We start from the raw sequence: 13,919 nt of genomic DNA, 5'->3' as shown, positions 1-13,919 counted from the left end.
AACCAAAAACCAGAAATTTAAACCCTTAAACATACCTGTAACTAATGAAATATATATGCACACTCTTCTTTGTTTTTATAGTTACAAGTAGCTTTAATACACCTTTTTCCACCACTAAAAATAGTTCAGAGAAAGTGGTTTATGATGTGGTTTTTAGAGAGGGTTTAGCGGGTACCTATGAAAAATGGAAGACCAGTAAAAACACAGTAAACTATTATTATACGTATACTGATAGAGGTCGTGGTCCCGAATTTTCAGAAGAACTTCGGTTTAATAAAAACGGATTTATTTCCTCGCAAACAGTAACTGGCGTCAACTATTTAAAAGATTCTATTCAGGAGTTTTTTAAGAGTGAAAAGCATAGCGCAACTTGGTTAAATCCAAAAGGAGAAAAGAAAGGAGCCTTTAATGGAGATGCTCTTTATTTTAGGTATGATGGCTCTCCTGCTATTTATGAAATTCTTGCAAGACTTTTAATGGCGGCAGAAGACCAAAAAGTAAAATTATTCCCCATAGGTGAAGTTGAACTTGTAGAAAATCTGCCAATAACACTGTCAAATAATACAGAAGTTAAGTTGCTGATGGTAAAAGGCCTTGATATGAATCCTACGTATTTATGGATGATTGGTAATGAAATGGTTGCCAAAATATCAGGAAATCTACATGTTATTCGGGCAGATTTGAAGGAGTTGCGTCTAGAAATGAAAGGAATACAGGATGCTATTGAAGATAAGTATTTGGCTCGTCTTACTAAAAAACTATCCCACACATTAGAGGATGTACTCATAAAAAACGTGAATATCTTCACGCCTCAAGGTACAATCCTAAACAATCAAGATGTGTTGGTTAATGGGGATCGTATCACGGCCATCAACGATAGTGATGACCATGAAATAGGTAGCGAGATTCAAGTGATCAACGGACAAGGAAAAACATTACTTCCTGGAATGTTTGATATGCATACTCATAACACCAAATTTAGAGGCATGCTGCATGTGGCAGGAGGGGTAACTTCCGTAAGAGATTTAGCCAATAACAAGCAACTAAAAAAGTTAAGCAATCAGTTTAATACGAATGAAATTATCGGTCCACGAATTGTCACATTTGGGGGTATCATAGATGGAGATGGGCCTTTTGCCAATCAACGAAATGTAGTGAGCTCGGTAGAAGAGGGTTTAGCTGAAATACAAGAATATAAAGAGTTAGGCTATCAGCAAATTAAATTATATAGCTCTATTCGGCCAAAATGGGTGGCCCCTTTAACAAAAAGGGCACATGAATTAGAGATGCGTGTAAGTGGGCATATTCCTGCTTTTATGACCGCAACGCAAGCCATCAATCAAGGGTATGATGAGATACAGCATATGAATATGGTATTCCTCAATTTTTTATCAGATACCATAGATACCCGAACGCCATTAAGGCATACGATGTCTGCATACCATGGTGTAGATCTTAATCTTAAATCGAAAGAATACCTCGATTTTGTAGAGCTGTTGAAAACAAAAAACATACGTATAGACCCTACCGTTTCTATTTTCGAAAACATGTTTGTATCCGTAAAAGGCGAGCCTAGTCCTACTTATGTTAAGATTATAGACAGACTTCCATTACTTAACCAGCGAGATTATTATAGCGGGGGACTCCCGAAATCTGGTGAAAAAATAGCACGGTATAAAGGGAGTTTCAATAAGATGTTAGCGGTCGTGTATGATTTACATCAGAAAGGGATAGAAATTGTTCCGGGTACAGATGGTCTTCCTGGATTTTTGTACCACAGGGAGCTTGAACTTTATGCGCAGGCCGGTATTTCTACCTCTGATGTTCTGCAATTGGCAACTATAAAATCGGCAGAGATGACGGGGGTTTCAGCATCCTACGGCACAATTGAAGTGGGTAAAATGGCAGATCTTATTCTTGTAGATGGGAATCCATTAGAAGATATGAGTGCTATACGCAATGTAGAATGGACGATGAAAGGTGGTACTCTTTTTTACGCTAAAGAGGTTTATCAAGCCATGGGAATTAAACATTTTAAATAAATAAAAATTCAGCAGGAATAAGTGTCTATAAAAAGGCACCTGATTACTTATTAATACTAGCAACTCAAACCAACTAATAGTTACCTTATGAAATATATTTTATTTGCACTTTTTTCTTGTTGCGTGCTTTCCGTTCATTCTCAAAAAGCAAAATTTTTTAATAATAGTAGAACCATTCTAGGAATCAATAAAGAGCGTACCGCTTCTATGGGGGTTGGAGATATTGATAATGATGGCGATCTAGATATTGTTGTGGCAAATGGTCGACACTGGCCAGGTCAGAATCGAATTTTTGTAAACAACGGACGTGGAATTTTTACCGTTTCAAAAAATTTAGGAACAGAGCAAGAGACAAGTTATTCTACAGAACTCGCAGATTTTGATGGTGATGGTGATTTAGATATTGCTGTCGGAAATGATATGGCTCCCAATTATATTTTTATAAATGATGGAGCAGGAAACTTTACCAAAGGAGAAAGCTTTGGAGAAAAATATGGGCATACTAGAAATATTGTGGTTGCAGATATAGACAATGACGGCGATATAGATGTATTGATTACCAACAGAGGAAGCGAAAACGAAATTTGCTTAAATAACGGAAAGGGAGCCTTCACAGAAGTAATTGGCTTTGGTGATAAAAAAGATTCTACCATAGATGTTGAGGTTGCAGATATGAATGGCGATGGCCACTTAGATCTGATATTGGCTAATAGAGATGACCAACCTAATTATGTGTATCTGAATAATGGTAACCTTAAATTCTCTAAAAAAATACCTTACGGAACAGGCAATGATGTTACACGATCTGTAGCGGTAATAGACCTGGATAAAGATGGGTATAAAGATATTGTTACCGCAAACATAGGAGAGCCAAATGTGATTTATTTTGGAAGCAAGAAAGGAACTTATGACCGTAAGGTTGTTTTTGATGATAGTTCAGCAGAATCGTATTCGCTTTCTATAGGAGATTTAAACGGTGATGATAGTATAGATCTTGTGGTAGGAAATGTAGGTGGACCCAACATGGTTTTTATCAACTCGGGAGGTGCAAATTCTTGGGAGAAAATAAAATTAAATGATCAGAATTTTAGCACCTATGATATTCTAACCTATGATTTAAATGGAGATCATAAGCTTGATATTATCGAAAGTAATTCAGATGAACTAAACCTTTTTTACTTCAATAGGTTTACGCCAAAATTTCCTTGATTCTAAGGGTGAGCCGCTAGTACAACACTAAAAAAAACCAAAATGAAAGTTAAAAATAAATCAAAATTTATGATGCATAAAGCCAACCACCTGCTACAGATAGTCGTGTTGCTTTTAGTTACCGGATGTGCAACTACGCCATCAAAATGGCAAGATATCAATGAAGAAGGTACATTTTTGGTGTATAGAAGGCAGTCTTTAATTGGAGAAGAATCCTATGCAATCAAAGCCACCAAAGATTCTATTGTAGTTACATCACTACAAGGAGAAAACGAAAGAGGTAGAATTACAGGAGTAGCCGCAGAGTTGCATTTAGATATGAACTTAACGCCTTCATATTATTTAAATAGAAGAATTACAGCAAAAGATACAATAGTTAATCTAGAAGTAAAAAGAACAAAAGATAGCATTCTCGTTTGGGAAAAAAACAGAGACTTTGTTCAATTAAAAAACACAGACTTTTTCCTGGTACACAGCAATATTCCAGCGGGGATAGAAATGATGCTATACCACTATTACTTTAAAAATGGAGGTAAAATAAGTATACCGACGCTACCAAGAGGTGAGGTTACCATGAATTTTATTCAAAAAGATACGGTAGCAATAAAAGGTGAAAAGGTGCCCTTAGATCGGTATGTTGTTGAAGGTATTAATTGGGGAGGAAGAACAATATGGGTTGATGAATCTCAAAATTTAATTGCACTGGTTAAAGCAAATACGCAAATAAGAGAATACATAAGAAAAGGATACGAAGAAGCTAAGCCATTCTTTGTGCAAGGTAATGTAGAAGAACAAATGGCCGCTTTAACTAAATATACAGAAGATTTGAAAGGAACACAAGCTAGTGTTAAAGCACTTGTAGGTGTAGACCTTGTTGATGGAGTACATGATACTACCCAAAAAGACATGACTTTAATTATAGAGAATGGTCGTATAAAAACAATAGGGAAACGCACTGAAGTTAGTATCCCAGAAAATGCTAAGCTTATTCATCTTAAAGGAAAGACCATAATGCCAGGGATGTGGGATATGCATGCCCACTCCAACCAAGTACAATGGGCACCTGCTTATTTAGCCGGCGGAGTAACTACCATTCGTGATAATGGAAATGAGCTTGAGTTTGCAACATCTTTTAGAGATGCTATTGCAAAGAAAGGTGCTTTGGGTCCTGATATTTTACTAGCGGGGATGACAGATGGTGCAGGAATACAAGGTAATGGAGTGGTCAGAGCAAGAACGGTACAAGAAGCTAAGGAGGTAGCAGATCTATATTTTACAAATGGCTACAAGCAAATAAAAATCTACTCATCCGTTAATCCAGAATTGACAAAAGTTTTGGCAGAGGAAGGACATAAACGCGGAATGTCTATTACTGGTCACGTACCAAACGCTATTGGTAATGCGCGTGGTGCTATTGATGCAGGAATGGATATGTTGAGTCACACCTCTAGAGTATTAACGGTGCTTTTTCCAGATAAAAAAGTAAAAGAGCTTGGAAGCAATTTTATTTCTAAGAATGACATTAGTCAAAAACAAATGGATGAGGCTACGGCTTTTCTTTTAGAACATAAAACAGTACTAGACCCTACAATTGCGTTAAGTGTTGTAAGAGCAATGCCTAAAGGTGATGTGATTGAAACGTTAGAACCGTTTTCGGATCGAATAGCTTATGAATTGTTTGAAGGCAAAAGATTTAGAAGTGGTGTAACCCCATCGCGGTCTGAGGCAGCTAAAGCAGATTATATAAAATCAATGAATATTTTGGGGCAATTTTATAAAGCGGGAGTTCCTATTGTTGCCGGAACAGATAATGTAGTGCCTGTTTTTGGTCTGTACCTAGAAATTGAAACCTATCAAAAATATGGCGATTTAACGCCTTTACAAGCAATACAAACAGCAACAAGTGTTCCTGCCAAAGCCATGGGTGTATATACAGAAACAGGAAGCTTAGAAGTAGGTAAAGAGGCTGATATTGCCATTTTAGAGAAAAACCCATTAGAAGATATTAGAAATATAAGAACGGTAGAAGCCGTAATTACAAATGGTAATTATTATGAAAGTGAGCCCCTATGGCATGCTGCAGATTTTAAATCTAAAAACGATAAGTAAAAAGAATAATGTTAGAAAGGATAGAAAAAGAATATGATCCAGAACAACGATTAAGAGAATTAAATATAACGTTACCTAGTCCCCCCAATCCTGTAGCAAACTATGTTAATGGTGTACAAACAGGTAACCTTATTTTTTTAGCAGGCAAAGGCCCTAGATATGCTGATGGAACTGAAATGACAGGGAAATTAGGGCTGGATGTCTCTATTGATCAAGGCTATGAAGGTGCTAGATTAACAGCGATAAATCAAATAGCAGTATTAAAATATATGCTAGGCGATTTAAAAAAGGTAAAACGCATTGTAAAAGTCTTAGCATTTGTAAACTCAGAGCCTGCTTTCGTAGCACAACCCAAGGTCATTAATGGCTTTTCAGATCTTATGGTAGCTGTTTTTGGGGAAAGAGGTATTCATGCTCGTGCTGCCATTGGTGTAGCCACATTACCTAGAGCACAAGCCGTAGAAATAGAAGTAATCGTTGAGGTTTACGATTAGTATCACTCTTTTAATGCCAACTTAAATTTATACACTTTATGTTAAATACAGCAATTAAAAAATCAGTTATAAAAATCATGAGTTCTAAAACAATGTTTTTTGGATTTTTGTTTTTAGGACTTCAATATGCAAGCAGTCAAGAACTGAAATTAAAATATTTTGGTGGCGCTGGTTGGGAAATGACCGATGGGAAAACAACCATTTTAGTAGATCCTTATTTGTCTAGAGTAAAATTAGGAGATAGCCCTGCAAATAGTAAAGAAGATCCGCGCAAAAATTATTATGAAAGTGATTACTTTCAATCAGATACTGTGGTAATCAATACACACATTACAAAAGCTGATTATATTTTGGTACACCACTCTCATTTAGATCATTTGGGAGATGTGCCCTATATCGCAAAGAAAACAGGAGCCAAAGTGATTGCTACAGAAACGAGTTGTGCGATACTAAGAGCGTATGGAGTTCCAGAAGAACAGCTGCTTACGGTTAGAGGTGGCGAAGATTACCAGTTTGATGAGTTTTCAGTAAAAGTGGTTCCCTCTATTCATTCTGCCTTAAATGACAAACATTATTTTGATGCTAGAACACATGAAAAAGAATTAAAAGCACCATTGAAACTGGAAGATTTTATAGAAGGAGGTTCCTTGATGTTTTATGTGAGATTTAATGATCACAAAATATTAACGGCAGGTTCTATGAACTTTTTAGAAAAAGAAGTTCAAGGCTTAACGCCAGATATTCTTTTACCAGGAGTAAACTTTTCAAGATTGGAAATTTATAAGTATACAGAACGCTTGTTAAAAGCTACAAATTTCCCTAAAACAATAATACCTACGCATTGGGATAATTTTAGGGTGCCTTACGGCTATTCTCAAAAACAAGCCATAGACAAAAAAATTAAGCCTTTCATAGAAGAAGTAAAAGCTGTTTCTCCCGATGCTAAAATTATTGTTCCTGTACATCTAGAAACAATAACTATAAAATAGCGTACTGCTTAATTTTTAAGTAAAACTGATGTACTATAATTTATACTAAATTCTTTTTTTATGCCTATGAGCTCTTTAATAAATCCACTTTGGAACGAAAAAAAAGTAAAGAATTATTTACCTCATATGACGGTTCCTGAGGTGGATGATTTTTTGACAAAATCTGATTTGGTTATTATTCCTATTGGGGCATTAGAGCAGCATTCTAGTCATTTACCTATTGGTACCGATTTTATAAACGGCGTTGAGCAATGCAAACTTATCGCACAAGAACGGGATGTTTTGGTAGCTCCTGTTCTAATGGCGGGGCAGTCTCCCTATCATATGGCCTTTTCGGGATCAATTACCTTATCGGCAGATACCATTATTCAAGTGCATATGGAAACGGTAGTGTCCTTAATTAAGCATGGGTTTAAGCGTTTTGTGTTTATGAATTCTCATGGAGGAAATAGGGCTATTACTACGTTTTTAGTAGATCAAATTAAACAAAAAACGGCAGGGGTAGCTGTAGATTTCGGGGTGGCGATACATCCTTATTTGAAATCAGATACCTATAAAAAACCAGAAGTATTAGACCGTCATGCAGGTACAGGAGAAACCTCAGACTCTTTGTATTTAATGCCAGATTTGGTGCAGTTAGATAAAGCTACGGCAACAAAATTAACGCTTCCAAAACATTTGGAGCAGATGCTTCCGAAAGTAATTAATGAGGAACCAACAGCTAAGTTATTGTTTCTTTCAGAAGCCTTAAAAGGGGAAGAGACAGGGAAAAAGACCTCAACATTAGAAATGACTAAAACGGGAGTGTGGGGAGAGCTAAACCCTAAGGAGGCAACCGTAGAAAGAGGAGCGAAAAATATCAATAACACTGTACAAGCAGCGGTCAAATTTATTGATAAATGGAATGACCTTATTAAAGAATAGCACACATTTTATAGTTAACCTTTACCATAGAAAAATGAAGAACTCTTTACTTACGCTAATTTTTATTTCCTTGTTTTTTGCTCATGCTGGGGCTCAAGAGGTGGGTGTAGAAGCAACATCAAACATTGTTTTAAATATTAAGCCTTCGCAAACAGATAGCAGAATTAATAGGGCAGATACGCCTCATTTTGTGACGTATGATCCTGCTATCAAACAAGGCAAATTGCTCCTTTTTATACCAGGAACAAATGGTATTGCTTCAAGAGGGCCAAAGAATTTTTTTAATACAGCGCTCAAACAAGGGTACCATGTTATTAATTTATCCTACATAAATACACCCGCTATAGCTCAAATTTGTAAGGGTACTGCCTTGGAAGAAAATGCTAATTGTGCCGAAGATTTTAGAAATAGAAGGGTATATGGTACGACTCCTTTTTCATTGATCAGTGATGCCTCGTATGATGCTATAGTTAACCGTCTTACTAAGCTTTTGCTATACCTATCAGAAAAAAATGTAGAAGGCAATTGGGATAAGTATTTGGAAAATGGGCAACCAAAATGGGAAGAAATTGCTTTAGCAGGACAATCTCAAGGAGGTGGAATGTCTGCCTTTATAGCCAAGACACACCGGGTTGCTCGAGTTATTGATTTTTCTGGCGGATGGGATTATTCCGCAAAAAATAAGATTGCAGATTGGTATTTTAAAGACAGTAAAACGCCTCTTGATCGGTGGTATGGAACCTACCATGTAAAAGAGCCTGCTGCTCCCACAATTATTAAAACCTATAAGGCCATGAATATTCCTGAAAAGCATATTTATGCTTTTGATTTGGAAGTTCCTGATGGAAAAAAAGCACATTCCAACGGGATACGGAATATTGCGTATGTAGCAGATTGGATTGCATTGCTTGGAAAAGGAAATTAACATTCTATCTAAATAGTAGTTACCATTTCATGATACGTTCTGAATAATTCTGTTCGCTCCAATTCCTTATTTAAACAATTACACCTATGAAAAAATACATTTTGGGATTCTTGATTTTAGCACTGACATCGTATGCTTTTGTAGAAAAAGAACCCATACAAGAACATAAAATCACTACTAAAACACATTCAAGAATGAATACACTAGGATTAATTGGCGGCACTTCGTGGCATTCTACTATAGATTATTACAGAACCATCAATCAAACTATAAATGATCATTTTGGAAATAACACCAACCCACCCTTAATTGTCTATACCCTTAACCAAGCAGAAGTACATCGGTATCAAATAGAAAACAAATGGGATTCTATAGCTACTATGTTGGTCACTGCGGCTTTAAATTTAAATAAAGCAGGTGCTAGTGCTGTTCTTTTCTGTGCAAATACCCCTCATAAGGTATATGATGATGTTCAAGCAAAATTAGATTTTCCTGTAATTCATATTGCAGATGCTACGGCTCAGGCAATCCATGAAAAAGGATTAAAAAAAGTACTGTTTCTAGGGACTAAGTACAGTATGGAAGAACCTTTTATAACCAAAAGAATTGAGGACAATGGAATTGAGGTATTAGTACCGAAAAAAAAGAAGCAAATTGAAGAACTACACAGGATTATTCAAGAAGAACTAACCTACGGTATCATTGACAAAGAGTCTAAAAAATATGTTCTGGGTATTATTGCCGAAGCTATAGCTGCAGGAGCTCAAGGAGTTGTTTTAGGTTGTACAGAGTTTCCGCTAATGATCTTTCAAGAAGATTTAGAAGTACCTGCGTTTAATACCACGGAGATTCATTCAAAAGCAGGGGTAGATTATATTTTAAAAAATTAGGCATGCAGATTTCAAAGCAACGTATCGGATTAGTATTAGGGCCATTTGTGTTTAGCATTATTCTTTTTTTTCTAAAGATTGAAGGTTTAGATTATAAAGCAAAAGCAATTTTAGCCTCTGTTGCTTGGATTGCAATTTGGTGGATTACTGAAGCCATTTCAATAGCGGTGACTGCATTATTGCCTATTGTGCTTTTTCCATTATCTGGCGGCTTAGCGCTGAGCCAGACGACCGCTTCTTATGGTCATAAATATATTTTTTTATATGTGGGTGGTTTCATTCTCGCTATTGCCATTGAAAAATGCAACCTGCACAAGAGAATAGCCCTTTCTATCATAAAAATAGTGGGAACTAATATTACCAATATCATTTTGGGCTTCATGATTGCTACAGCACTTTTATCGATGTGGATTTCTAACACAGCAGCTACTGTTATGATTTTACCTATGGGAATGGCTATTGTTTCGCAATTGCGCGATAACCCACACACGATTAAAAACGAAAACATTCTTTTTGGTAAAGCATTAATGTTAGCAATTGCGTACAGTGCTTCTATTGGGGGTATTGCTACTTTAATTGGTACACCTACTAATTTGGTGCTTGCAGGCGTTGTGCAGACCACTTTTGGAGTAGAAATAACATTCTATCAATGGTTTGTTTTTGGTTTTCCTATTGCTTTAATTTTATTGTTTCTGTGTTGGAAATACTTAACAAAATTTGCCTTCAAATTTCAACAGAAAGAGTTTCCGGGAGGTAGAGCGGAAATTAATGCACAGTTCAAAGCATTGGGTAAGATGTCTTATGATGAAAAGATGGTTTTAGCGGTATTTTTATGTACTGCTTTTGCTTGGATTACAAGATCTTTTTTACTTCAAAAAATTATCCCACAAATAGACGATACCATTATTAGCGTATTTTTTGCAATAGCATTGTTTGTGTTGCCATCTAGCAAGAAAAAGGAAGGATTAATTTCATGGGAAGATGCGGTAAAATTACCGTGGGGTGTTGTTTTACTCTTCGGTGGTGGTATGGCCTTGGCATTAGGTTTTGAAACTAGTGGTTTAGCCCTGTGGATTGGTAATAAATTAGTAGCATTAGAAGCTGTTCCTTTTATTTTCTTACTCTTAATCTTAATTTTTGCTGTAAATTTTTTAACAGAAATAACCTCTAATATAGCAACAACAGCAATGTTACTTCCTGTGCTCATCTCTTTGGCGCCTACATTAGGCGTGCATCCGTATTATTTAATGATAAGCGCAACGGTAGCGGCATCATGTGCCTTTATGCTTCCTGTAGCCACACCACCAAATGCAGTAGTATTTGGTTCTGGGTATTTAAAAATTGAGGATATGGTTAAAAAAGGAATTTGGATGAATCTGATTTCCATTATCATTCTAACTTTATTTGTATACTTTGCTTTGCCTTTAATTTGGGATTTAAGCTAAGTATAGTACTAAGTTTTCTGCTTTGCGGTGTCTGTTTAATTTTCACCAAAAGAAAATTCCATCAGGCGGAAAAATGTAATTTCTCAAAAAAACGAATAAATAGTAACTTTTCGATAATAATAGTGGTTTCCAATTTCAGATTATTATAACAACTCCAAAACATTAGTATATTTATGTACGATCTATATATGATAAAGGGCAATTTAACGTTCTTTATGCTGCTATAGCATATAATTTGATACATCAGTACATGAATAATACTACACCAGAACATAAACGCCTAGAAGAAAATTATTCCGAAGAAAAAGATTGGTTAAAATGGGGGTCTTATGTGAGTGAACGTCAATGGGGAACGGTTAGAGAAGATTATAGTGCTAACGGAGACGCATGGAATTACTTTCCACATGAGCATGCTAGAAGTAGAACCTATAGATGGGGAGAAGATGGTATTGCAGGTATTTCAGACCGCTATTGTAATATTTGCTTTGGGGTTAGTTTATGGAATGGAAAAGATGCTATTCTTAAAGAACGACTATTTGGATTAACAGGACCTCAGGGAAATCACGGAGAAGATGTAAAGGAATTGTATTATTATCTTGAAAATACGCCTACACATTCGTACATGAAGCAATTGTACAAGTATCCACAAAAAGCTTTTCCATATGCAAAATTAGTAGAAGAAAATGCCAAACGTAATAGAACGGAACTTGAATACCAATTATTAGATACAGGTGTTTTTGATAACGACGAATATTTTGATGTTTTTACAGAATATGCGAAAGGCGATAATGAAGATATTTTAATTAAAATCACGGTAAATAACAAGAGCAAAAAAGCAGCGCCATTACATTTGTTGCCCACCTTATGGATTCGTAACTATTGGGATTTTAAGGAGATGCCAAAAAAGCCTAAAATAGAAAAGCAAACCCAGAATGGTAGCCCTTTTGTTAAGGTAGAGCATTGTTACGTGGGAGATTATAACCTGTATTTTGAGGAAGCAGCAGAATTGTTATTTACAGAGAATGAAACCAATATGGAGAGCGTTTATTTAGCAAAAAACGATCATCCTTATAAAAAAGACTTATTTCATAAAGCAGTAACTTCAAACGATTATAAACTAGCCACAAAACGTACGGAAGGGACGAAATTTTCTCCGTTGTATAAGCTGAATTTGAAAGGTGGAGAATCTAAAACGATTAGACTTCGTTTTACAAAGGAAACTCTTGAAAACCCTTTTAATGATACGTTTGATACCCTTTTTGATACCAGAGTTGCAGAGTGCGAAGATTTTTACACAGCTACTATTGGTGAGGTGCAACACAAAGAAATTCAAAAGCAAGCATTAGCGGGCATGTTGTGGTCTAAAAACTACTATAATTATGATGTAGAGCAATGGCTATTAGGAGATTCTAAGGCATCGGTGCCTGCAAAAGAAAGGTTGTCTGGTAGAAATAATTCATGGAAAACCTTACGGAACCATGATATAATGTTGATGCCAGATGCTTGGGAATATCCATGGTATGCTGCCTGGGATTCTGCTTTTCATTGTGTGACCATGGCACTAGTAGATGCTAATTTTGCCAAGCATCAATTATTGTTATTTACCAAAGAATGGTACATGGCTCCAAACGGTCAAATACCTGCCTATGAGTGGAATTTTAGTGACGTTAATCCACCGGTACAAGCATGGGCCACTTTAAATGTTTATAAAACAGATAAAGAGCAAACAGGCAAAGGCGATTTACGTTTTTTAAAGAAAATGTTTAATAAACTAGCTTTGAACTTTACTTGGTGGGTAAACCAAATAGATGGCAGTCAGAATAACGTTTTTGAAGGCGGGTTCTTAGGTCTTGATAATATCGGGGTTTTTGATCGTAGTCATGGTGTGCCAGGTGGCGGTACATTAGAACAGGTAGATGGTACCTCATGGATGGCACTCTATTGTTTAAATATGTTAGAGATAAGTTTAGAATTGGCATTGCATGACGATTCTTATGATGATATGGCGATTAAATATTTTGGCCATTTTGTCTTTATCGCAGAAGCATTAAATAAATTGAGCCTTGAAACAGAAGGTATCTGGGATGAAGAAGAAGGCTTTTTCTATGATAAGTTACTCTTTCCTAATGGTAAATCTGCTTCTATAAAAATACGTTCTATTGCCGGAATGCTATCTATTGCAGCAGTGCTTTGCATCCGAAAGGAAACCTTAGAAAAACTTCCTAAGTTTAACCATGCCGTGCAGTGGTTTAAAAACCATAGAATGAAAACACTGAAGTATCCGGTGGTTCAAGAATATGCAGATGGTGATGATTTGTTACTTTCATTAGTCCCAAAAGATCGTTTAAAAAGGTTGGTCAATGTGCTATTGGATGAGAAAGAATTTTTGAGTCCTCACGGGATTAGATCCTTATCTAAAATACACGAAACTCCTTATAATGTAGATATTAATGGCGTTAATTATAGCATTAATTATGAGCCAAATGAGTCTACCACATCTTTATTTGGAGGTAATTCTAACTGGAGGGGTCCTGTTTGGTTTCCTTTAAATTATTTGTTTATACAAGCCTTAAAAGAGTACCATAGTTATGGTGGTGATAGTTTAAAATTTGAGTACCCAACAGGGAGCAAGAATAAACTAAGCTTAAAAGAAATAAGTGTAGAGATCAGCAAACGTTTAATTTCCATCTTTGAGAAGGATAAAGATGATAACCGTATTGTTCATGCCTTACATAAAGACATCTATGCGCGAGAAGGTTTTAAAGACCTAATTCTCTTTTATGAATATTTTGATGGTGATAATGGTCGGGGTGTAGGAGCATCTCACCAAACTGGGTGGACTTCTCTAGTAGCAAATTTAATAGACGAAATAAACAAGAAAGAATAATAGCA

The 13,919-nt window shown here is 36.0% G+C and carries 10 protein-coding genes; all 10 read left to right on the top strand.

The window, feature by feature from the left end; translation table 11 throughout:
- The first annotated feature begins 44 nt into the window (after nucleotides 1-44).
- The 10 genes from M666_RS04705 to M666_RS04660 all read left to right on the top strand — a co-directional run bounded on the left by M666_RS04705 (nucleotide 45) and on the right by M666_RS04660 (nucleotide 13,914).
- A complete protein-coding gene (locus M666_RS04705; protein WP_029447557.1) occupies nucleotides 45-2,042 on the top strand; it encodes an amidohydrolase family protein in 1,998 nt (665 codons plus the stop codon).
- A gap of 87 nt (nucleotides 2,043-2,129) precedes the next feature.
- On the top strand, nucleotides 2,130-3,251 hold the full coding sequence (locus M666_RS04700; RefSeq protein WP_029447558.1) for an FG-GAP repeat domain-containing protein: 1,122 nt from the start codon (nucleotides 2,130-2,132) through the stop codon (nucleotides 3,249-3,251).
- Between the two features lie 42 nt (nucleotides 3,252-3,293).
- A complete protein-coding gene (locus M666_RS04695) occupies nucleotides 3,294-5,360 on the top strand; it encodes an amidohydrolase family protein (RefSeq protein WP_082007889.1) in 2,067 nt (688 codons plus the stop codon).
- 8 nt (nucleotides 5,361-5,368) lie between these two features.
- Nucleotides 5,369-5,854: a RidA family protein gene (locus tag M666_RS04690; protein ID WP_029447560.1), complete on the top strand. Its 486-nt coding sequence runs from the start codon at nucleotides 5,369-5,371 to the stop codon at nucleotides 5,852-5,854.
- Between the two features lie 77 nt (nucleotides 5,855-5,931).
- A complete protein-coding gene (locus M666_RS04685; protein WP_158400214.1) occupies nucleotides 5,932-6,843 on the top strand; it encodes an MBL fold metallo-hydrolase in 912 nt (303 codons plus the stop codon).
- Nucleotides 6,844-6,909: 66 nt separating this feature from the next.
- On the top strand, nucleotides 6,910-7,767 hold the full coding sequence (locus tag M666_RS04680; protein ID WP_158400212.1) for a creatininase family protein: 858 nt from the start codon (nucleotides 6,910-6,912) through the stop codon (nucleotides 7,765-7,767).
- A gap of 34 nt (nucleotides 7,768-7,801) precedes the next feature.
- Entirely contained in the window at nucleotides 7,802-8,692 is an 891-nt protein-coding gene (locus M666_RS04675) for a BPSS1187 family protein (RefSeq protein WP_151198027.1), read from the top strand.
- Between the two features lie 86 nt (nucleotides 8,693-8,778).
- Entirely contained in the window at nucleotides 8,779-9,582 is an 804-nt protein-coding gene (locus M666_RS04670) for an aspartate/glutamate racemase family protein (RefSeq protein ID WP_052206643.1), read from the top strand.
- 2 nt (nucleotides 9,583-9,584) lie between these two features.
- Nucleotides 9,585-11,027: an SLC13 family permease gene (locus tag M666_RS04665; protein ID WP_029447565.1), complete on the top strand. Its 1,443-nt coding sequence runs from the start codon at nucleotides 9,585-9,587 to the stop codon at nucleotides 11,025-11,027.
- Nucleotides 11,028-11,277: 250 nt separating this feature from the next.
- Nucleotides 11,278-13,914 (top strand): MGH1-like glycoside hydrolase domain-containing protein, encoded by a 2,637-nt coding sequence (locus M666_RS04660; protein WP_029447566.1) that lies wholly within the window; start codon nucleotides 11,278-11,280, stop codon nucleotides 13,912-13,914.
- Nucleotides 13,915-13,919: the final 5 nt, after the last annotated feature.

It is taken from the genome of Cellulophaga baltica 18, from assembly GCF_000468615.2.
Lineage (GTDB): Bacteria > Bacteroidota > Bacteroidia > Flavobacteriales > Flavobacteriaceae > Cellulophaga > Cellulophaga baltica.
The sequence above is the reverse complement of the archived record's forward strand: the minus strand, read 5'-3'. Positions and strand labels throughout refer to the sequence as shown.